Annotated in this window: 22 protein-coding genes; 20 read left to right on the forward strand and 2 right to left on the reverse strand. The window is 66.6% G+C overall.

Annotation, left to right across the window (positions count from 1 at the left end; genetic code table 11):
- Position 1 precedes the first annotated feature (1 nt).
- The 5 genes from A5645_RS05890 to A5645_RS05910 are packed head-to-tail and all read left to right on the forward strand — an operon-like array spanning position 2 to position 3,735.
- On the forward strand, positions 2-970 hold the full coding sequence (locus A5645_RS05890) for a zinc-binding dehydrogenase (RefSeq protein ID WP_065128875.1): 969 nt from the start codon (positions 2-4) through the stop codon (positions 968-970).
- Positions 967-1,707, forward strand: coding sequence for an HpcH/HpaI aldolase family protein (locus A5645_RS05895; RefSeq protein ID WP_065128877.1), 741 nt, complete (start codon positions 967-969; stop codon positions 1,705-1,707). Before A5645_RS05890 ends, A5645_RS05895 begins: the two co-directional genes overlap by 4 nt.
- Positions 1,704-2,105, forward strand: coding sequence for a nuclear transport factor 2 family protein (locus A5645_RS05900; RefSeq protein WP_065128878.1), 402 nt, complete (start codon positions 1,704-1,706; stop codon positions 2,103-2,105). The genes A5645_RS05895 and A5645_RS05900 overlap by 4 nt, the downstream gene beginning before the upstream one ends.
- A 2-nt stretch (positions 2,106-2,107) precedes the next feature.
- Positions 2,108-2,827, forward strand: a complete 720-nt coding sequence (locus A5645_RS05905; RefSeq protein WP_065128879.1) for an SDR family NAD(P)-dependent oxidoreductase — start codon at positions 2,108-2,110, stop codon at positions 2,825-2,827.
- Entirely contained in the window at positions 2,809-3,735 is a 927-nt protein-coding gene (locus tag A5645_RS05910; protein ID WP_065128880.1) for an alpha/beta hydrolase, read from the forward strand. Before A5645_RS05905 ends, A5645_RS05910 begins: the two co-directional genes overlap by 19 nt.
- Here A5645_RS05910 and A5645_RS05915 read toward each other — a convergent pair.
- Positions 3,725-4,825 carry an alcohol dehydrogenase catalytic domain-containing protein gene (locus A5645_RS05915; RefSeq protein WP_065128948.1) on the reverse strand — a complete coding sequence of 367 codons (1,101 nt, stop codon included), beginning with the start codon at positions 4,823-4,825 and terminating at the stop codon, positions 3,725-3,727. The two genes, A5645_RS05910 and A5645_RS05915, sit on opposite strands and share 11 nt — an antisense overlap.
- A gap of 14 nt (positions 4,826-4,839) precedes the next feature.
- On the opposite strand from A5645_RS05915, the gene A5645_RS05920 reads away from it, so the two are divergent.
- Together A5645_RS05920 and A5645_RS05925 are read left to right on the forward strand one after the other, a co-directional pair.
- Positions 4,840-5,301: an acyl-CoA thioesterase gene (locus A5645_RS05920; protein ID WP_065128881.1), complete on the forward strand. Its 462-nt coding sequence runs from the start codon at positions 4,840-4,842 to the stop codon at positions 5,299-5,301.
- Between the two features lie 29 nt (positions 5,302-5,330).
- Entirely contained in the window at positions 5,331-5,768 is a 438-nt protein-coding gene (locus A5645_RS05925; protein WP_036361427.1) for an SRPBCC family protein, read from the forward strand.
- Positions 5,769-5,868: 100 nt separating this feature from the next.
- Here A5645_RS05925 and A5645_RS05930 read toward each other — a convergent pair whose 3' ends face one another.
- A complete protein-coding gene (locus A5645_RS05930; protein WP_065128882.1) occupies positions 5,869-6,576 on the reverse strand; it encodes a GntR family transcriptional regulator in 708 nt (235 codons plus the stop codon).
- Between the two features lie 168 nt (positions 6,577-6,744).
- Here A5645_RS05930 and fadD5 point away from each other — a divergent pair, with 168 nt between their 5' ends.
- The 13 genes from fadD5 to A5645_RS05995 all read left to right on the forward strand — a co-directional run bounded on the left by fadD5 (position 6,745) and on the right by A5645_RS05995 (position 21,483).
- Positions 6,745-8,409, forward strand: coding sequence for a fatty-acid--CoA ligase FadD5 (gene fadD5, locus A5645_RS05935; protein WP_065128883.1), 1,665 nt, complete (start codon positions 6,745-6,747; stop codon positions 8,407-8,409).
- Positions 8,410-8,707: 298 nt separating this feature from the next.
- Positions 8,708-9,445: an MlaE family ABC transporter permease gene (locus A5645_RS05940; protein ID WP_390176232.1), complete on the forward strand. Its 738-nt coding sequence runs from the start codon at positions 8,708-8,710 to the stop codon at positions 9,443-9,445.
- 1 nt (position 9,446) lies between these two features.
- A complete protein-coding gene (locus A5645_RS05945; protein ID WP_065034648.1) occupies positions 9,447-10,316 on the forward strand; it encodes an MlaE family ABC transporter permease in 870 nt (289 codons plus the stop codon).
- A 4-nt stretch (positions 10,317-10,320) separates the two neighbouring features.
- Positions 10,321-11,649 carry an MCE family protein gene (locus A5645_RS05950; RefSeq protein WP_065034647.1) on the forward strand — a complete coding sequence of 443 codons (1,329 nt, stop codon included), beginning with the start codon at positions 10,321-10,323 and terminating at the stop codon, positions 11,647-11,649.
- Positions 11,646-12,686, forward strand: a complete 1,041-nt coding sequence (locus tag A5645_RS05955) for a virulence factor Mce family protein (protein WP_065034646.1) — start codon at positions 11,646-11,648, stop codon at positions 12,684-12,686. Before A5645_RS05950 ends, A5645_RS05955 begins: the two co-directional genes overlap by 4 nt.
- Positions 12,683-14,245: a virulence factor Mce family protein gene (locus A5645_RS05960; protein ID WP_065034645.1), complete on the forward strand. Its 1,563-nt coding sequence runs from the start codon at positions 12,683-12,685 to the stop codon at positions 14,243-14,245. The genes A5645_RS05955 and A5645_RS05960 overlap by 4 nt, the downstream gene beginning before the upstream one ends.
- Positions 14,242-15,852, forward strand: coding sequence for a virulence factor Mce family protein (locus A5645_RS05965; protein ID WP_065128884.1), 1,611 nt, complete (start codon positions 14,242-14,244; stop codon positions 15,850-15,852). Before A5645_RS05960 ends, A5645_RS05965 begins: the two co-directional genes overlap by 4 nt.
- Positions 15,852-17,012 (forward strand): virulence factor Mce family protein, encoded by a 1,161-nt coding sequence (locus A5645_RS05970; RefSeq protein ID WP_065128885.1) that lies wholly within the window; start codon positions 15,852-15,854, stop codon positions 17,010-17,012. Before A5645_RS05965 ends, A5645_RS05970 begins: the two co-directional genes overlap by 1 nt.
- On the forward strand, positions 17,006-18,565 hold the full coding sequence (locus tag A5645_RS05975; RefSeq protein ID WP_065128886.1) for a virulence factor Mce family protein: 1,560 nt from the start codon (positions 17,006-17,008) through the stop codon (positions 18,563-18,565). The genes A5645_RS05970 and A5645_RS05975 overlap by 7 nt, the downstream gene beginning before the upstream one ends.
- The gene (locus tag A5645_RS05980) at positions 18,535-19,269 is read left to right on the forward strand and encodes an Rv1363c family protein (RefSeq protein WP_065128887.1); all 735 of its coding nucleotides are present in this window, start codon (positions 18,535-18,537) and stop codon (positions 19,267-19,269) included. The genes A5645_RS05975 and A5645_RS05980 overlap by 31 nt, the downstream gene beginning before the upstream one ends.
- Positions 19,266-20,243, forward strand: a complete 978-nt coding sequence (locus A5645_RS05985) for an RDD family protein (RefSeq protein WP_065128888.1) — start codon at positions 19,266-19,268, stop codon at positions 20,241-20,243. Before A5645_RS05980 ends, A5645_RS05985 begins: the two co-directional genes overlap by 4 nt.
- On the forward strand, positions 20,240-20,791 hold the full coding sequence (locus A5645_RS05990; RefSeq protein ID WP_065128889.1) for an Rv1363c family protein: 552 nt from the start codon (positions 20,240-20,242) through the stop codon (positions 20,789-20,791). The genes A5645_RS05985 and A5645_RS05990 overlap by 4 nt, the downstream gene beginning before the upstream one ends.
- The gene (locus tag A5645_RS05995; protein ID WP_065128890.1) at positions 20,758-21,483 is read left to right on the forward strand and encodes a mammalian cell entry protein; all 726 of its coding nucleotides are present in this window, start codon (positions 20,758-20,760) and stop codon (positions 21,481-21,483) included. Before A5645_RS05990 ends, A5645_RS05995 begins: the two co-directional genes overlap by 34 nt.
- Position 21,484: the final 1 nt, after the last annotated feature.

Genomic DNA, 21,484 nt, shown 5'->3' on the forward strand with positions numbered 1-21,484 from the left:
CGTGTGGTCCTACCGGATCATCGCTCCCTACCTCTTCGAGCGGACCACGATTGCGGACAAGACGCCCGAGTGCCTGGTGGATCGCCAAGTGCTGCTACGGTTTCAGGCCGCTGGTATCTGTGGCAGCGATTTGCCCGCGTTTCGCGGCGCCAAGGGACGGCTGCCGGGTGACGACGGTCGCAGCGCCGCGGAGATGGACGGCTTCCCCATTCACGAAGTGGCCGGTGAAGTCATTGCCAGCCGGCATCCCGACCACCGGCCGGGTGACCGCGTGGTGGGCTGGGCGTCGAGCTTCGACGGCCTGATGGAGCGCGTAATGAGCGACGGTGACGGACTGGCGCGCTACGACAGCGCCCTCACCCCCGCGCAGGCGGTTGGTTTGCAACCGCTGGCCTGTGTGCTGTACGCATGCGAACAGTTGCCGGACCTCGCCGGACGCCACGTGGCCATCATCGGCCAAGGCTCCATCGGACTGCTCTTCTCCTACGTGGCCAAGGCCGCCGGCGCCCGGCGGGTGACCGGGATCGATCCGGTCGACCGCGAAAAGATCTCGTACGCCTACGGTGTCGACGACGCGGTGCGGGCCACCAGCGACAGGTGGGTAAGCCGGCTCGCCCCCGAGGACCGGCCCGACGTGGTGGTCGAAGCGGTCGGCCATCAGGTGGCAACCCTGGGGCACGCCATCGAAGCCGCCGCACCGGGCGGCACCGTGTTCTACTTCGGGGTCGCCGATGACCCGACGTATCCGATCGATATGCGGGCCATGCTGCGCAAGAGCCTGACCCTGAAATCCGGTGTCACGCTGGACCGTCGGCGTGTTCTGGAAGCAGCGAGCCGATTCGCGGCCGAACACCCGGGTCTGCTCGAGAATTACCTCACCCACACGTTCCCCGTCGACCAGGTCTCCGAGGCGTTTGAGCTGGCCTGCCAACCGGACCCCGGGCGAGTCAAGATCGCGGTCACGGTATGAGTGTGTTCCGCAACAACTCCAAGTCACCCATCTGGGGCGGCTGGGTGACCGGGCCAACCCAGCACGGACCGCAGGAATTCGCCCGTGCCGGTTACGATTACGTCGGATTCGACACCCAGCACGGGTATCTCGACGACGGCGACGTGGCGAACCTGCTGCGCCACCTCGAACACGTTCCGATCGCGACCGCGGTTCGGCTGCCCAACGCCGACCCGGCACCCATCGGGCGCGTGCTGGACGCCGGCGCCGACGCTGTCATCATCGCCATGATCGAGTCAGCCGACCAGGCCGCGGCCGCGGTGGCTGCCACCCGCTACCCCCCGGCCGGCGTACGCAGCTTCGGCCCGCTGCGGGCCGGCCTGGGCCTCGATCCTGGCGCCCTGCAATCCCGGGCGAACGTATTCGCCATGATAGAGACGGCCGCGGCTCTGCAGGATGTGGAAAACATATGCGCGGTAACGGGTTTGACTGGCATCTACCTCGGACCCGCCGACTTGGCCATCTCGTTGGGTGCGAACGTTTCAGGGGCTACCAAGGATGAGCGGGTGCTCGAGGCGATCACCCGAACCCGCGAGGTGGCGGCCGCCGCGGGATTGGTCACCGGTATCCATGCCAGTGACGGCAAGACCGGTAACGCGATGGCGGAGCTCGGCTTTGAGATGATCACCCTGGCATCGGAGTCGCAGGCCCTGCGCCGGGGAGCGGCCGAACACCTGCGCGAGGCGACCGGCAAATGAGCGATATCGAGGCGATCCGGAGCCTGCTGTCGGAGTACGCGCTGGCCCTCGACGTGGGTGACTTCGACGGGGCCCTGCAACTGTTCGCCGCCGATGGCGAATTCCAGGTGTACGGCAAGACGTTCAAAGGCCGCGACGACATCGGCGGTATGTTTCGCGCGGCACCCCATGGCCTGCACCTGACCGGGGCCTCACGCATCGACATCGACCACGACACCGCCACGGCGCGATCCCAGGTGCTGTTCGTCAATGTTGTTCACCAAGCCGTCACCCAGCAGCTTCGTCCGGCTCTCTACGATGACGACCTGACCCGCCACGACGGCCGATGGCTGTTCGGCCGCCGTCGGTGCCGGTTCGTCACCGGTACCGGACTCAGCGACACACCGGAGGCCACGTAGCGATGACGCGAGTCGCATTGGTCACCGGAGCCGCCGGCGGGCAGGGCTGGGCGATCGTGCAGCGGCTGCGAGACCGCGGCTACTTCGTCGCGGCCGTCGACGTCCGAGCCGACGAACTGGGCGCAGCGGTGAGGAGAGCAGCGGACGACGCGGTGCTCGGCATCGCGCTGGACGTCACCGATCAGCGGCAGTGGGAGGCCGCCGTCGCCGCTACCGTCGACCGATTCGGCGGACTGACGACGCTGGTCAACAACGCCGGCCTGCTGCACCGCGCCGCACTCGCCGACGAGACCCCAGCGGACTTCGAAAACTCCTGGCGGGTGAACTGTTTCGGCGCGTTCCTGGGTATGCAAGCCGCGCTGCCATATCTGCAGGAGGGCGCGGCGATCGTCAACATCTGCAGCACCGGCGCGGTCCGCCCGTTCCCGCAGCACTGTGCCTATGGCTCGGCGAAGTGGGCGCTGCGGGGCCTGACCCAGACGGCCGCAGCCGAACTCGGCCCAGCCGGCATCCGCGTGAACGCCGTCCTGCCCGGACCGATCGCCACGCCGATGCTCGACGACGCCGTCCAGCAGCGGCTTGCCGCGGTAGCGATGTTCGGCCGGCTGGGCCGTCCCGCCGAAGTCGCCGATGCAGTCGCCTTCCTGGTCTCCGAGGAGGCGTCGTTCATCACCGGGGCTGAGTTGGTCGTCGACGGTGGGCAATGCCTGCAGATCCGCTGAGCGTCAGGCAGGTCGACCGGTTGGACCCGGAGTTGCGCCAAGTCGCGGTGACCCGCACCGTCTTCACCGCCGACGCGATCCCGCTGATCCGTGAGTCGATGAACCAGCGGCGCGCGCAGGCGCACCATGACGCCGCGGGCGTGCGGGTCGAACATGAGGTTGCCGCCAGTGTGCCGGTGCGCATCTATCGATGCGGCGGCACACAGGCGCCGGCGGTCGTCTACTGCCACGCGGGCGGGTTTGCGCTGGGCAACCTCGATACCGACCACCGGCAGTGCCTGGAACTCGCCCGCCGCGGACGCTGCTGCGTGGTGTCCGTCGACTACCGGCTGGCACCCGAGCACCCTTTCCCGGCAGCCCTGGATGACGCCGCCGCGGTGCTGAACTGGCTGGCGGACAACGCAACCCGACTGGGCATCGACTCAGCAAGGATGGCCGTGGCGGGCAGCAGCGCGGGCGGCGCCCTCGCCGCGGGCCTGGCGCACCGGGCTGCGGACGGCAAGTCACCGCCGGTGGTATTTCAGCTGCTCCATCAACCCGTACTCGACGATCGCCCCACCGCGTCCAAAACCGAATTCCGGGCGACTCCCGCGTTCGACGGCGAGGGCGCCGAATTGATGTGGCGCCACTATCTGGCCGGTCAGTCACCGAGTGCACAGTCGGTGCCGGCCCGGCGATCCCAAATGAACCGCATGGCACCGGCTTTGATCACTTGCGCCGAGATCGACCCGTTTCGCGACGAAGCGGTGGAGTACGGGTGGCGGCTGCTGCGCGCCGGTGTCTCCGCCGAACTGCACGTCTTTCCCGGCGCCTGTCACGGGTTCGATTCGCTGCTGCCGGAATGGCATGCGTCGCAGCGCCTGTTCGCGCTGCAAGGCGACGCCCTGTCGCGGGCGTTCAGAAGGTGATGAGCTGGCGTACGGAGGTGCCGTCGGCCAAGTGGTCCATCGCCTGATTGATGTCCTCGAGCCGGATCGTCGACGACACCAGGGATTCCACCGGCAACCGGCCCGAGCGCCACAGCGCGACGAACCGGGGAATATCGCGACTGGGTACCGCCGATCCGAGATAGCTGCCGATCAGCGACCGGCCTTCGGCGACAAAACCCAACGGTGACAGGTTGATCCGGGCATCCGGACGGGGCAGTCCCACGGTGATCGTGCGCCCACCCGGCGCGGTGATCCCGATCGCGGTTTCCAATGCCAACGGGTGCCCGACGGCTTCCACCACTACATCGGCCTTGATGCCTGCCGCCTGTTCCGGAGTGTAGGTTTCGTGCGCGCCCAAAGCGGCTGCCTTGGCGAGCTTTTCGGGCAACTGGTCCACGCCGATCACTCGTACGCCGTCGTAGGTGAGTGCGGTGAGCACCGCGGCCATGCCCACACCGCCCAACCCCACCACCGCCACGGACTGGCCCGGCCGGGGATTGCCCACGTTGAGCACCGCGCCCCCGCCGGTCAGCACCGCACAGCCCAGCAGCGCCGCGACGCCGGGTGGCACGTCGGACGGCACCGGCACCGCGCTGGCCAGATTGACCACGGCGTGCGTCGCGAAGCCCGACACCCCGAGGTGGTGATACACCGGGTGACCCTCCCGGCCCAGCCGGATGCCGCCGCCGAGCAGCGTCCCGGCGTTGTTGGCGGCGCTGCCCGGTATGCACGGCGTCATGCCCTCGGTCGCGCAGCCCGCGCAGTGGCCGCAGCGCGGCAGGAACACCAGCACCACCCGCTGACCGACGGCCAGGTCCGCCACGCCCTCACCGAGGGCCTCCACGATCCCCGCAGCTTCGTGGCCCAACAGCATCGGCACCGGCCGGACCCGGTTGCCGTCCACCACCGACAGGTCCGAATGGCAAATGCCGGCGGCCTCGATGCGTACCGCAACTTCGCCGGGACCGGGCCCGTCCAGGTCGACGTCGACGATGCTGATCGGCCGGGATTCGGCGTACGGGCGGGGGGCTCCGATGCGCTGCAGCACCGCGCCCCGGATGCCAAACATGTTGGAATACAACCATGACGTCAGTGCCGGACGCGAACGATCTCACCAGCGCCGACTTTCCGGTGCACTGGCCGGTTCTCACCCGCTGGGCCGACAACGACATGTTCGGGCACCTGAACAATGCGGTGTACTACCAGCTCTTCGACACCGCGATCAACGGCTGGATCGCCAGCGGCGCGGGCGTCGACCCGTTGACCATCCCGGAGCTGGGCATCGTCGCGGAATCGGGCTGTCGGTATCTCGTCGAGCTGGCCTTCCCGGAGCGGCTCAGCGTGGGGTTGGCGGTGACGCGACTGGGGCGCAGCAGCGTCACCTACCGCCTGGCGATCTGGAAGCAAGACCCAGCAACCGGCGAGCCCGGACCGATCGCCGCGCTGGGTCACTGGGTGCACGTCTACGTTGACCGGGTCGGCCGCAGGCCGGTGCCGATTCCCGAGGTCATCCGCTCCCTACTGGCCACCGCCTGCCTGAATTAGCCATCGTTTGCCGCACGTATGCTTCGCCAATGCCAGTTATGAGCAAGACGGTCGAGGTCAATGCCGACGCCGGCGCGATCATGGGCATCGTCTCCGACATCGAGCGGTACCCGGAATGGAACGAAGGCGTCAAGGGCGCCTGGGTGTTGGCCCGCTACGACGACGGCCGCGCCAGCCAGGTCCGGCTGGACACCAATCTCAACGGCTTCGAAGGCGTCTACATCCACGCCGTTTATTACCCGGGCGAAAACCAGATCCAGACCGTGATGCAGCAGGGCGATCTATTCGCCAAGCAGGAGCAGCTGTTCAGTGTGGTGGCCACCGGCGCCAGCAGCCTGCTGACGGTCGACATCGACGTGGAACCCAGCATGCCGGTGCCCGCCCCGATGGCGAAGATGCTGCTGAACCAGGTGCTGGACCAGCTGGCCGCCAACGTCAAGCAGCGGGCCGAGCAACTGGCTAGCTGAACTAGTGGCGATCGCAAGGGCGGCGTAGCCGGGCGCCGCGGGTCGCCACTATGAAAGTGGGGATCGCAAGGGCGGTGTAGCCGGGCGCTGCGGGTCGCCACTATGAACTGAAGATCCCGGTCCGGTCCAGCGTCTCGGTCAACCGGCGGGCCGCGTCGGTGAACTGCCACACCGTGTGCTCGACCACCGCGACGGCGTCCCGGGCCCGCAACCCGGCGATCAGCCGGCGATGGTTGTCGATCGCTGACGCTCCCCACTGCGGATCGGCGGCGTACAGCTGCGCCGGCATATAGCGCGCGGCGTTCAGCAGAAACCAGGCCAGCTTGATCCGGCCGCTGGCCTGGTTGAACACCCGGTGGAAAGAGAACTCCAGCGAGGCGATGGCTTCGGTGTCGGCGGCTGACACGGCCGCGGCGAGCAGGTCGTTGATCCGTTCGAGCTCGGCAATGTCGCGTTCGGTGATGCGGTCGGTGGCGGTGACGGCCAGCTCCCGCGCGATGGTGGCCTGCAGCCAGAAGATGTCTTCGATGTCCTGGCGGGTGAGCGGCAGCACTACATGCCCCCGGTGCGGCTCCAGCTGCACCATCCCCTCGCCGCGCAACTTCAGCAATGCCTCGCGCACCGGCGTGATGCTCACCCCGAGCTCGGCGGCGGTCTCGTCCAGCCGGATGAAGGTGCCGGGCCGCAACGTCCCGGACATGATCGCGGCGCGCAGGTGGCCCGCCACCGCATCGGACAGCTGTGCCCGGCGCAGTGGACGGCGCTTCCGGGACTTCTGCTCCGGGGCAGCCGAAAGAGGTGCGTTCACGTGGCCTGCCAGGCCTTTCAGCGGCGTATCGGGTCTTTATTCGGCTCTTGTTAAGGACTTCCAGGCCCGTTAATGTGACCCAGACAACACATGTTTTATCAAATATCAGCCTGGCGCAAGCGGTGCGTATGTAAACGGAAGACAGCTAAGGGACTTGAGGGGAACTAGTTGACCGCGCAACTGGCCAGCCACCGGACTGAGAAGTCCGAACAGGCTAAGGGCCTCGCTCTCGAGCAGCCCTATCGCGCCCGGCGCCAGAACTGGGTCAATCAGCTCGAGCGGCACGCCATGATGCAGCCGCAGGCCCCGGCGCTGAGATTCCTCGGGCGCACAGTGACGTGGGCTGAACTGCGGCAACGGGTGGTGGCGCTGGCCGGCGCGCTGAATCGTCGCGGCGTCGGATGCGGCGATCGGGTGATGATCCTGATGCTGAACCGCACCGAGTTCGTCGAATCGGTGCTGGCGGCCAACCTGCTCGGCGCTATCGCCGTCCCGCTCAATTTCCGGCTCACCCCGAGCGAGATCGCCCTCCTGGTGGAGGACAGTGGCGCCCGGCTGATCATCACCGAGTCGGTGCTTGCTCCGGTGGCAACGGGTGTCCGGGGGATCGCACCGTTGCTGGAATCGGTGATCGTCGCGGGGCATGCCGCCGGGGCGACGCGCGACGACGATGTCCTCTTCTATGAAGACCTTATGAATGAGGCGGGCGATGAGCCCGAGCCGGTGGACATCCCCAATGACTCGCCGGCGCTGATCATGTACACCTCCGGTACCACCGGCCGGCCCAAGGGTGCGGTGCTCACCCACGCCAATCTGACCGGTCAGACGATGACGATGCTGTACACCAGCGGCGTCGACCTGAATAACGACGTCGGCTTCATCGGTGTCCCGCTTTTCCACATCGCCGGCGTCGGCAACCTGCTTTCCGGGATGCTGCTCGGCCTGCCGACGGTGATCTATCCACTGGGCGCGTTCGATCCCGGGCAGCTCCTCGACGTGCTGGAAGCCGAAAAGGTCACCGGCCTGTTCCTGGTGCCCGCGCAGTGGCAGGCGGTATGCGCAGAGCAGCAGGCCAGACCGCGGGATTTACGGCTGCGGGTGATGTCGTGGGGCGCGGCGCCGGCGCCAGATGTGTTGCTGCGGCAGATGTCCGCAATCTTCCCGGGCACGCAGATCCTGGCTGCCTTCGGCCAAACGGAGATGTCGCCGGTCACCTGCATGCTGCTCGGCGACGACGCCATCCGCAAACGCGGCTCGGTCGGCCGGGTGATCCCGACAGTCGCGGCCCGCGTCGTCGACGACGACATGAATGACGTGGCGATCGGCGAGGTCGGTGAGATCGTCTACCGCGCACCGACATTGATGAGCGGGTACTGGAACAACCCGGAGGCCACCGCGGAAGCCTTCGCCGGTGGCTGGTTCCATTCCGGGGATCTGGTCCGGATGGACGCCGACGGCTACGTATGGGTCGTCGACCGCAAGAAGGACATGATCATCTCCGGCGGCGAGAACATCTACTGCGCCGAAGTGGAGAACGTGCTCGCCGGTCACCCCCGCATCGTCGAGGTCGCCGTCATCGGCCGGGCCGACGAAAAATGGGGCGAAGTGCCGATCGCGGTCGCCGCTGTAACGGACGGACCCCTCTCGATCGAAGAGCTAGATGAGTACCTGACCGAGCGGCTTGCGCGCTACAAGCATCCCAAGGCGCTCGAGATCGTAGACGCCCTGCCCCGCAACCCCGCCGGGAAGGTCCTTAAAACTGAATTGCGTTTGCGGTACGGGGCCCGGGCCGACTCCGAAAACCGTTCTGCGTCAACGGGTTCTGCGTTATGAGAGGAAGTCGACGGGCCAGAAAATGTTTGCCAGGTGCTGACGTGACACCAATTGCCGACTTGGTATACACACCTAGCCGACCATCGGGTACATTCCTGTGGTCTCCGTTACTACCTGTCGGTAGGGAGCCGTTGGTCACACACTTTGGGTCGGGGCAAGGAGGAGGCGTGCGACACCATCCGCCGCAGCGCCGTCGCATTTCTGCTTCCGCTGTGAGGGGGCAATCGTGACGACATCCTCATCCTCGCGTCCCCGCCTGGTGGGCTATCTGCGCGATCAACTCGAGACGCCGCTGACGATGATCGGCGGTTTCTTCCGGATGTGCGTTCTGACCGGCGCGGCACTGTTCCGCCGGCCGTTCCAGTGGCGCGAACTGATCCTGCAGTGCTGGTTCATCATGCGGGTCGCCTTGCTGCCGACGATCATGGTCTCGATCCCGCTGACCGTGCTGCTGATCTTCACGCTGAACGTGTTGCTCGCCCAGTTCGGCGCCGCCGATCTGTCCGGTGCGGGCGCGGCGATCGGCGCCGTCACCCAGCTCGGTCCGCTGACCACGGTGCTCGTGGTCGCCGGAGCCGGCTCCACCGCCATCTGTGCCGACCTCGGCGCGCGCACCATCCGCGAAGAGATCGACGCCATGGAGGTGCTCGGCATCGACCCGATCCACCGCCTGGTGGTGCCCCGGGTGATCGCCGCGACGGTGGTCGCCACCCTGCTCAACGCGCTGGTGATCACCGTGGGTCTGGTCGGCGGATACCTATTCGGCGTGTACCTGCAGAACGTTTCCGGCGGGGCCTACCTGGCCACACTCACCACCATCACCGGGCTGCCCGAGGTGCTGATCGCCATGATCAAGGCAGCGACGTTCGGCCTGATCGCCGGCCTGGTCGGCTGCTACCGCGGCCTCACCGTCCGCGGCGGGTCCAAGGGTCTGGGGACCGCGGTGAACGAAACCGTGGTGCTTTGCGTGGTCGCGTTGTACGCGGTCAACGTCATCTTGACCACGATCGGGGTTCGATTCGGGACGGGGCGCTGACATGTCGACATCGACGGTAGTTAAGGCGCGGTTCCCGAAGGCGGTAGCCAACGTCAACCGCTACGCGGGCGCGGTCACCCGGGGAGTCGACGAATCGGGGCAGCTCGCCTGGTTCTTCCTCACCAGCCTCGGCCAGATCCCGCACGCGATCAAGAACTACCGCAAGGAGACGCTGCGCCTGATCGCCCAGATCGGCATGGGCACCGGCGCGATGGCTGTCGTCGGCGGCACCGCCGCGATCGTGGGCTTCGTGACGTTGTCCGGTAGCTCGCTGGTGGCCATCCAGGGTTTTGCGTCGCTGGGCAACATCGGCGTCGAGGCGTTCACCGGGTTCTTCTCCGCGCTGATCAATGTGCGCATTGCCGGGCCGGTGGTGACGGGCATCGCGCTGGCGGCGACCGTCGGTGCCGGTGCGACGGCCGAACTCGGTGCAATGCGGATCAGTGAGGAGATCGACGCCCTGGAGGTGATGGGCATCAAGTCGGTCTCGTACCTGACGTCGACGCGCATCGTCGCCGGGCTGGTCGTGATCATTCCGCTCTACGCGCTGGCGATGATCATGTCGTTCCTGTCCCCCCAGATCGTCACGACCGCGCTGTACGGCCAGTCGACGGGAACTTACGAGCACTACTTCCGAACGTTCCTACGCCCCGACGACGTTTTCTGGTCGTTTTTGGAGGCGATCATCATCGCGGCCATCGTCATGGTGACCCACTGCTACTACGGGTACAACGCCGGCGGCGGCCCCGTCGGCGTCGGTGAGGCCGTCGGCCGGTCGATGCGTTTCTCGCTGGTATCGGTACAGATCGTCGTTCTGTCCGCCGCGTTGGCGCTCTACGGCGTCAACCCCAACTTCGCACTGACGGTGTAGCGCCATGACAGGTCCGTTGAAAACCAACAAGATCAAGTCGCCGCCCTACAAGACGGTGGGCCTGGCAGCCTTCCTGGTGCTGCTACTCATCTTCACCTTGGTCTACTTCCAGTTCCGCGGTGACTTCACCAAGAAGACCAATCTGACGATGTACTCCGACCGGGCCGGTTTGGTGATGGACCCCGGCTCGAAGGTGACCTACAACGGTGTTCAGGTCGGTCGGGTCGGCGAAATCCAGGAGGTCCAGCGCAACGGCAAGCCGGCGGCGAAGTTCACCCTCGAGATCTACCCGCAGTACCTGGGTTCCAAGGGCGTCATCCCGGAGAACGTGGACACGCAGATCAAGGCGACCACGGTGTTCGGCGGCAAGTACGTGTCGCTGACCACTCCGAAGGACTCGCAAGGCAACGTCATCTCTCGCGGTCACCTCACCGCCAAGAGCGAATTGCACGCCTCGGCTGTGACGACCGAGATCAACACGGTGTTCCAGACGTTGACCTCGATCTCGGAGAAGGTTGACCCGGTCAAGCTGAACCTCACCCTGAGCGCGGCCGCGCAGGCCCTGACCGGATTGGGCGACAGGTTCGGGCAGTCGATCGTGAACGGCAACGCGATCCTCGACGACATCAACCCGCAGATGCCACAGGCCCGGCGCGACATCCAGCAGTTGGCGGCCCTCGGTGACGTCTACGCCAACGCCGCGCCCGACCTGTTGGATTTCCTGAACAACTCGGTGCCCACGGCCCGCACGATCAACGCCCAGCAGCGTGACCTCGACCAGGCACTGCTCGCGGCGGCCGGCTTCGGCAACACCGGCGCCGACATCTTCGAGCGCGGTGGACCCTACCTGGCCCGGGGCGCGGCCGACCTGGTGCCGACCGCTCAGCTGCTGGACACCTACAGCCCCGAGCTGTACTGCACGCTGCGCAACTACCACGACATCGAGCCCAAGGCCTTCCAGTTCCTGGGCGGCAACGGCTACTCACTGAACAGCCACTCCCAGATCCTCTCGGCGCTGGGCGCGTTGCTGAACCCCGTGTCGCTGGTACCGCTGCTGCTGTCGCAGGTCGGCGGGCTGGCGGCGGGCCTCATCGGTGGGGCACCGAACCCCTACACCTACCCAGAGAACTTGCCGCGCGTTAACGCCCGCGGTGGGCCGGGCGGTGCGCCCGGTTGCTGGCAGCAGATCACCCGTCAGCTCTGGCCGGCCCCCGAGCTGGTCATGGACACCGGGAACAGCATCGCGCCTTATAACCACTTGGACACCGGTTCGCCCTACGTACTCGAGTACGTCTGGGGCCGTCAAGTAGGGGATAACACGATCAACCCATGAAAATCACCGGGACCCTCGTCAAACTCAGCGCCTTCGCGCTCGTGCTGCTGCTGTTCAGCATCATGATCATCATCGTGTTCGGTCAGATCCGCTTCGACCGGACGAACTCCTACACCGCTGAATTCAGCAACATCAGCGGGCTACGCAACGGCCAGTTCGTCCGCGCGTCCGGGGTGGAAATCGGCAAGGTCAGCAAGGTCGAACTCGTCGACGGCGGCAAGCGCGTGAAGGTGAACTTCAACGTCGACCGCGCGATCCCCCTCTACCAGTCGACCACCGCGCAGATCCGCTACCTCGACCTGATCGGCAACCGCTACCTGGAGCTCAAGCGTGGCGAGGGCGACGGTTCGGACAAGATCATGCCGGCGGGTGGAATGATCCCGCTCTCGCGCACCTCTCCGGCGCTCGACCTGGACGCGTTGATCGGCGGCTTCAAGCCGGTGTTCCGGGCGCTGAACCCGGACAAGGTGAACACGATCGCCGCCTCGCTCATCACCGTCTTCCAGGGCCAGGGCGGCACGATCAACGACATCCTCAATCAGACCGCCCAGCTCACCTCGCAGCTCGCCGAGCGTGACCAGGCGATCGGCGAAGTGATCAAGAACCTGAACACGGTGCTGGACACCACGGTTCGGCACCGCAAGGACTTCGACCAGACCGTCAACAACCTCGAGGTGCTGATCACTGGGCTGAAGGACCACGCCGACCCGCTCGCGGCGGGAACCGCGAACATCAGCAACGCCGCCGGGACGGTGGCCGACCTGTTGTCCGAGGACCGCGCGCTGCTGCACAAGGCGATCAACTACCTCGACGCCGTCCAGCAGCCGCTGATCGACCAGCGTCAGGAACTGAACGACTTCCTGCACAAGGTCCCGACCGCGCTGAACCTGATCGGGCGCGGCATCGGCTCCTACGGCGACTTCGTGAACTTCTACTCCTGCGACATCAGCCTCCGGATCAATGGCCTGCAGCCCGGTGGGCCGGTCCGCACCGTCCGGCTCTTCCACCAGCCGACTGGAAGGTGCGCGCCCCAATGAGAACCCTGGAACCGCCCAACCGGCTGAAGATCGGCCTCATGGGCATCGTGGTGACCCTGTTGGTCATCGGCGTGGGCCAGAGCTTCACCAGCGTGCCGATGTTGATGGCCAAGCCCTACTACTACGGGCAATTCACCGACACCGGCGGCATCAACAAGGGCGACAAGGTCCGCATCGCCGGCATGGACGTCGGCAAGGTGGAGGCCATCAAGATCGATGGCGACCACATCGTGATGAAGTTTCAAATCGGCACCGAGAGCATCGGCACGGAGAGCCGGCTGAACATCCGCACCGACACCCTGCTCGGTAAGAAGGTGCTCGAGATCGAGGCGCGCGGCAACCAGCCGCTGCGGCCGAACGGCGTGCTGCCACTGGGGCAGAGCACCACGCCCTACCAGATCTACGACGCCTTCCTGGACGTCACCAAGGCGGCCACGGGCTGGGACATCGACACGGTCAAGAAGTCGCTGCACGTGCTGTCGGAAACCATCGACCAGACCTACCCACAACTGAGCCCAGCGCTGGACGGCGTTTCCAGGTTCTCCGACACGCTTGGCAAGCGTGACGATGAGATCAAGCACCTGCTCGCCCAGGCCAACCAGGTGGCCAGCGTCCTCGGTGACCGCAGCCAGCAGGTGGACCGGCTGCTGGTCAACGCCAAGACCCTGCTCGCCGCGTTCAACGAGCGCGGCCGCGCGATCGACGCGCTGCTGAGCAACGTCGCCTCGTTCTCCACACAGGTGCAGGGCCTGATCAACGACAACCCGAACCTCAACCACGTGCTCGAGCAGCTGCGCACCGTCAGCGACCTGCTCGTCGAGCGCAAAGAAGACGTGGCTAACGGGTTGCTCATGGTCGGCGGCTTCCTGCCGTCACTGAACGAGGCGATCGGTTCCGGACCGTTCTTCAAGGTCGTCATCCACAACCTGGTGCCCGGGCAGATCATCCAGCCGTTCATCGACGCTGCCTTCAAGAAGCGTGGCCTGGACCCCGAGCAGTTCTGGCGCAGTGCCGGGCTGCCCGCCTACCGGTTCCCCGACCCGAACGGCACCCGGTTCCCCAACGGTGCGCCGCCACCGGCACCACCGGTGCTGGAAGGCACCCCGGAGCACCCGGGACCGGCCGTCCCGCCTGGGACGCCCTGCTCGTACACGCCGCCCGCCGACGGGCTGCCGCGGCCGGAGAACCCGCTGCCATGCCTCGGGCTCAACATCGGACCGTTCGGTGGCCAGGGCTTCCCGGCACCGTTGGATGTCCAGGCCTCGCCGCCGAACCCCAACGGCGTCCAGCCGGCACCGGGCATCCCGATCGCCGGACGGCCGGGTGACCCGGCACCGGACGTGCCTGGCACGCCCGTGCCGCTGCCGCCGAACTCCCCACCGGGCTCGCGCACCGAGCCGCTGGGACCGGCGGGACCGGTGGGACCACCGTCGACATTCGCGCCCGGACTGCCCCCGGGACCGCCGGCACCACCTGGACCCGGCAACCAGTTACCGGCACCGTTCATCAACCCCGGTGGCACCGGCGGTAGCGGCGCAGCGGGAGGTAGCGAGAATTGAGCACCATCTTTGACGTCCGCAACATCCGGCTCCCCCGGATGTCCCGGACCACGGTGGTCATCGGATCACTGGTGTTGGTCCTGGCCCTGCTGGCCGCTTACTTCGGCTGGCAGCTGTACCAGAAGCTGACCAACAACACCGTGGTCGCGTACTTCTCCCAGGCGCAGGCGCTGTACGCCGGGGACAAGGTCCAGATCATGGGCATGAAGGTGGGCCGGATCGACAAGATCGAACCGGCCGGCGACAAGATGAAGGTCACCTTCCACTACGAGAACAAGTACAAGGTGCCGGCCAACGCCTCGGCGGTGATCCTGAACCCGACGCTGGTCGCCTCGCGGGCCATTCAGCTGGAGCCGCCCTATAAGGGTGGTCCGGCGCTGGCCAACAACGCGGTGATCCCGCTCGAGCGCACGCAGGTGCCGGTGGAGTGGGACGAACTGCGCAACAGCATCACCAACATCATCTCCAAGCTGGGGCCCACCGAAGCGCAGCCCAAGGGTCCGTTCGGTGAGGTCATCGAGTCGTTCGCGAACGGCCTGTCCGGCAAGGGCAAGCAACTCAACTCCACGCTGGACAACTTGTCGAAGGCACTGACCGCGTTGAACGAGGGTCGCGGCGACTTCTTCGCGGTCGTCAAGAGCCTGGCGTTGTTCGTCAACGCGCTGCATCAGGACGACAAGCAGTTCGTGGCGCTCAACCAGAACCTCGCGGACGTCACCGGCCGGTTGGCCAGTTCGGACCAGGCGCTGGCCAGCGCACTGCGGCAGTTGGACAGCCTGCTGACCACCGTGCGCCCGTTCCTGGACAAGAACCGGGAGGTGTTGACGCACGACATCAACAACCTCGCGACGGTGACGAACACGCTCCTGCAGCCCGAACCGCTGAACGGGCTGGAGACCGCGCTGCACGTCCTGCCGACGGCCGCGGCGAACGTCAACATGATCTACCACCCCTCGCACGGTTCGGTGGTGGCCGTCCCGGAGATCACCAGCTTCGCCAACCCGATGCAGTTCATCTGCAGCTCGGTGCAGGCGGGTAGCCGACTGGGCTACCAGGAGTCGGCGGAGCTGTGTGCGCAGTACCTGGCCCCGGTGCTGGACGCGATCAAGTTCAACTACTTCCCGTTCGGGTTGAACACCTTCAGCACGGCCGAGATCCTGCCGAAGATGGTCGCTTACTCCGAGCCGCGGTTGCAGCCGCCCAACGGCTACAAGGACACCACCGTGCCAGGTATCTGGGTGCCGGACACCCCGTTGTCGCACCGCAACACCCAGCACGGCTGGATCGTGGCGCCCGGCATGCAGGGCACGCAGGTGGGTCCGATCACCGCTGGTCTGCTGACGCCGGAGTCACTGGCCGAGCTGATGGGTGGGCCGGACATCGAGCCGGTTCAGTCCACGCTGCAGACGCCGCCGGGACCGCCCAACGCCTACGACGAGTACCCCGTGGTGCCGCCGGTCGCGCTGAACGCACAGGTACCGGTACCGCCGCCGGCACCAGGGCCGAACGTCGTCCCCGGGCCGGTCGCTCCGACACCCGCCGCACCGGGACCGCCGCCCCCAGCACCGGTCGGCGCACCGCTGCCCGCTGAGGCAGGAGGACAGTGATGGGCTTGCTACGTAAGTTCCGCTACCGGAGCTGGCAGGTTCTCGTGCTGTTGGTGTGCGCGGTGCTGCTGAGTTCCTGTGGGTGGAAGGGCATCTCGCAGGTCCCGATCCCGGGCGCACCGGGCAGCGGCGACGGCGCCTACGTCGTCTACGCGCAGGTCCCCGACACCCTGGCCATCAACGGCAACAGCAAGGTGATGGTCGCCGACGTCGAGGTGGGCTCGATCCGCAAGATCGAGCTGAAAAACTGGGTCGCGACGCTGACGCTGGGCTTGAAGAAGGACGTCAAGCTGCCGAAGAACGCGTTGCTGAAGATCGGCCAGACCAGTTTGCTGGGCTCACAGCATGTCGAGCTGATCTCGCCGGAGCAACCGCAGGGACAGCTAAGAAACGGCGACACGATCCCGCTGAAGAATTCGTCGGTGTACCCCAACATCGAGCAGACGCTGGCCGTGGTCTCGCTAATCCTGCGCGGCGGCGGCATTCCCAACCTGGAAGTGCTGCAGAACGAGATCTACGCGATCTTCAAGGGGCGCGGCGAGCAGATCCGCGGCTTCCTGAACAAGCTCGACACCTTCACCCGCCAGCTCAACGAGCAGCGCGACGACATCACCCATGCCATCGACTCGACCAACCGGCTGCTGAGTTACGTCGGCAACCGCAACGATGTGCTGGAACGGGTGCTGACCGACTTCCCGCCGTTGCTCAAGCACTTCGCCGACACGAAGAACCTGCTGATCAACGCGGTGGACTCGGTGGGCCGGTTGAGCTCGGCGGCCGACCAGTACCTCGGCGAGGCGCGCAGCAACCTGCACACCGACCTGGAATCACTGCAGTGCCCGCTGCGGGAACTCGGCAAGGGTTCGCCGTACCTGATCGGCGCACTGAAGCTGATCCTGACGCAGCCGTTCGACATCGACGCGGTGCCGAAGATCTTCCGCGGTGACTACCAGAACGTGAACGCCACACTTGACGTCACGCTCAGCGCAGTCGACAACGCCGTGCTGACGGGCACCGGGTTCAGCGGTGTGCTGCGTGCGATCGAGCAGTCGTTCGGCCGCGACCCCGAGTCGATGATCCCGGACGTCCGCTACACGTCGAACCCCAACGACGCGCCGGGTGGACCGCTGGTGGAAAGGGCGGAGCGAGGCCAATGCTGACACCGTTCATCAAGCGCCAGTTGTGGATCTTCCTGGCCCTGACCGTGGTTGCCTTGTCCGTGCTGGGCATCTACTACCTGCAGGTGCCGACGTTGGTCGGGATCGGGCGCTACGACCTGAAGGCCGACCTGCCCGCCTCGGGTGGCCTGTACCCGACGGCGAACGTGACCTACCGTGGCATCACCATCGGCAAGGTCGACGCGGTCGAGCCGACCCCCACCGGTGCCCGGGCGATCCTGAGCATCGACAGTCGGTACAAGATCCCGATCGACGCCACGGCAAACGTGCACTCGGTGTCGGCGGTCGGTGAGCAGTACCTGGACCTGGTGTCGGAAGGCAACCCCGGACAGTTCTTCCGTTCGGGTCAGACGATCACCAAGGGCACGGTGCCCAGCGAGATCGGTCCGGCGCTGGATACGGCAAACCGCGGGCTGGAAGTGCTGCCCAAGGAGAAGATCCCGAAGCTGCTCGACGAAACCGCCCTGGCCGTCGGTGGACTGGGTCCGGCGCTGCAGCGATTGACCGACGCCACTCAGGCGCTGGTGGGCGACTTCCACAACCAGATCGGCGACATCAACGACATCATCCAGCACTCCGGTCCGATCCTGCAGAGCCAGGTCGACTCGGGCAGCGCCATCGAGCGGTGGGCGCGCAACCTCAACACGCTGGCGGCCCAGAGCGCGGCCGAGGACCAGCACCTGCGCAGCGTGCTGACCCAGGCGGCGCCGACGGCTGACCAGGTCAACGAGGTGTTCACCGACGTGCGGGATTCGCTGCCGCAGACGCTGGCGAATCTCGAGGTGGTGTTCGACCTGCTGAAGCGCTACCACAAGGGTCTCGAGCAGGTGCTGGTGTTCCTGCCGCAGGGCGCTTCGATCGCGCAGACGGTGGCCGCGCCGTTCCCGAACATGGCCGCCCTGGACCTGGCGCTGGCGATCAACCAGCCGCCGCCGTGTCTGACCGGTTTCATCCCGGCCGAGCAGTGGCGGTCGTTCGCCGACACCAGCCCGCAGCCGTTGCCGGTAGGGACGTACTGCAAGATCCCGATGGATACCCCGGCCAACAGCGTGCGCGGCTCGCGCAACATCCCCTGTGTCGACGTGCCAGGCAAGCGAGCCGCCACACCCCGGGAGTGCCGTAGCACCAAGCCGTATGAACCCGCGGGTACCAACCCGTGGTACGGCGACCCGAACCAGCTGCTCAGCTGCCCGGCGCCGGCGGCTCGGTGTGACCAGCCGGTCAAGCCCGGCCTGGTCGCCCCGGCACCGTCGGTGAACAACGGCATCAATCCCATGCCGGCCGACCGGCTGCCACCGGGCGGGTTGACACCACCGCCGATGAGCGACCCGCTGACCCGCCCCGGCACCGGGGCAGTGCAGTGCAACGGCCAACAGCCCAACCCCTGCGTCTACACTCCGGGCGGACCCCCTTCGGCGGTCTACAGCCCACAGAGCGGCGAGCTGGTGGGGCCCGACGGCGTTAAATACTCCGTCGAAAACTCAACCAAAACAGGAGACGACGGATGGAAGGAGATGCTGGCACCAGCCGGCTGAACCCCATCGGCGAGGACGATTCACTGACGGCCACGGCGACGGACGAGGATTCCGAGACCACAGCGGCCGAGGCTGAGCCCGACGCTTCGGAGACCGAGGCGTCCGAGGCGGCTGAAGCGGCTGACGTGGCCGAAGGGTCCGAGGAATCTGCAGAAGCTCCCGCCGACGAACCGGGCGTGGAGCACCCGATCGTGGAACGCCGCCCCTCGCGGGTGAATCGCACCTGGCTCGCCGGAGTGGCGGCGTTGCTGCTGTTGGCCGCCGGCGGTATCGGGGCCGGCGGATATTTCGCGTTGCGGTCCCATCAGGAAATCCAGACGTTTGCGCGCAACGACGCGCAGGCCCTGCAGATAGCCAAGGACTGCGTCGCCGCGACCCAGGCGCCGGACACCAGCAGCATGGCCGCCAGTGAACAGAAGATCATCGACTGCGGCACCGACCAGTACCGCACCCAGGCGCTGCTGTACAGCAGCATGCTCGTGCAGGCCTACCAGGCCGCCAACGTGCATCTGCAGGTGTCCGATATGCGTGCCGCCGTCGAGCGCAACAACCCGGACGGCACCGTCGACATCCTCGTCGCGCTGCGCGTAAAGGTCTCCAACGACGAGGCGCAGAACCAGGAGACGGGCTACCGCCTGCGGGTGAAGATGACGCCGACGGAGGGTAGTTACAAGATCTCCAAGCTCGACCAGGTGACCAAGTGACGGTGGTGGTCGAAGACATCCCGACCACGGACACCGCGCAGGACCTACCCGAGAAGGCCGCGGCGCCATGGCGGTTGCGGGCCGCCGCGTTCTGCGTGGACGTCCTGCCGGGGCTCGCGGTGATCGCCACCCTCACGCTGACCTCGTTTGCACTGCCGGCGCGCAGCTTGTGGTGGTGGGCATGCGTGTCGGTCCTGGCGGCCGTCGTGCTGCTGGTGCTGGTCAACCGGTTGCTGCTGCCGACCATCACCGGCTGGAGCCTGGGCCGCGCACTGTTCGGCATCGCGGTGGTCCGGTGTGACGGCACGCAGATCGGCCCGTGGCGGCTGCTGGTCCGCGAGTTCGCGCACCTGATCGACACCGCGGCGCTGCTGATCGGCTGGCTGTGGCCGCTGTGGGATTCCGAGCGCCGCACCTTCGCCGACATGCTCGCCCGCACCGAGGTGCTTCGGGTCGTCCCGCACGAGCGACCCGCCAAGGTTAGGCAGTGGATCGCGGTGACGCTCCTGGTCGCAGCCACGCTGTGCCTGGACGCCACCGGGATTGGCTACCAGGCGGTCTACGCCGAGGCGCAGGCCGGTGACCGCGCCCGCGCTGAGATCTCGACACAGGGCCCCAAGCTGGTCGCCCAGATGCTGACCTACGACCCGGCCACGTTGCACGAGGACTTCGCCCGCGCGCTGGCATTGACGACCGATCGATACCGTCCGGAGCTGGCCGCCCAGCAGCGGACCGTGGAGAAGGGCCACCCGGTCATCAATGAGTACTGGGTATCGGCCAGCTCGGTGTTGTCGGCGACGGCGGATCGAGCCACGATGCTGCTGTTCATGCAGGGCCGGCGCGGCGCCGGGAACGACGTTCGCTACATCACCGCCAGCGTCCGGGTGAAATTCGCCAAAGACTCCCAGCAGCACTGGCGCGTCGACGATCTCACCGTCCTGGCCAAGCCGAAGCCACCGGAGAATCCGAAATGAGCCCGCGCCGCAAGTTCAAGCCCGGTGAGGAATCGCTGCTCGTTGCCCGGCCGATCCCGCGGCGGCGATGGGAGCTGCAGCTCGTCTCGACCTTCGCCGCGTTGGTGATGGTTGCGGCGATCACGGTATCCACGCTGATGTTGGCCGACCACCTCACGCGCGACCGTGCCGCCGAGCGGGAGACGTCGGCGGTCAACTACGTGAAGTGGTTCATGACCGGCTTCACCTCGATCGACCCGTTCCACGCGAACGACTACATCGACCGGGTGCTGGCCCAGGCCACCGGCGATTTTCACAAGCAGTACGAGGAGAAGGCCAACGAGATCCTGCTGCAGGTGGCGCGCGCGGAGCGGGCCACCGGCACGGTGCTGGAGGCCGGCGTAGAACGATGGAACGACGACGGCAGCGTCACCGTGCTGGTTGCGACCGACGTAACCTCCAAGTCGCCGGACGGCAAGCAGGTCTTCGAGAACACCAACCGTTGGTCGGCAACAGCTAAGCAGGAAGGGAATCAGTGGAAGATCAGCAACCTGCAGCAGGTGATCTGACCGTCAACGACGAGACGGAAGCCGCGACGGAAGCCGAAGCCACGGAAGCCGAGGCTACAGACGACGCCGCAGAGACCACCGAGACCGTCGAAGAAGCTCAGGAAGACACCACGGACGAGTCCGAGGACACCGCGGCTACCGAGGCAGCTCCCAAGGAAAAGAAACAGAAGAAGAAGCGGACCGGGCGGCGGCTGGCCGCGGTGTTCGCGCTGATCGCGGCCCTGTTCGTCGGCTCCGCTGCCTTCGCCGGGGCGACGGTCCAGCCCTACCTGGCCGAGCGGGCCACCATCGAGGTCAAGCTGAAGGTGGCGCGCGCAGCGGCGAACGCGATCACCACGCTGTGGAGCTACACGCCGGAGAACATGGACAGCCTGGCCGACCGCGCCGCGAACTACCTCTCCGGGGACTTCGGTGCCCAGTACCGCAAGTTCGTCGACCAGATCGCCGCACCCAACAAGCAGGCGAAAGTCACCAACTCCACCGAGGTGACCGGCGTGGCGGTCGAGTCGCTGGACGGCCCGAACGCCGTCGCGATCGTGTACACCAACACCACCACGACCAGCCCGCTGACCAAGAACATCCCGGCGCTGAAATACCTGTCCTACCGCTTGGTGATGAAGCGCGACGACGACCGCTGGAAGGTGACCCGGATGACCACCGTCACCCAGCTGGATGTGACCCCGCACCTGTAGC

The organism is Mycobacterium asiaticum, assembly GCF_001673635.1.
GTDB lineage: Bacteria > Actinomycetota > Actinomycetes > Mycobacteriales > Mycobacteriaceae > Mycobacterium > Mycobacterium asiaticum_C.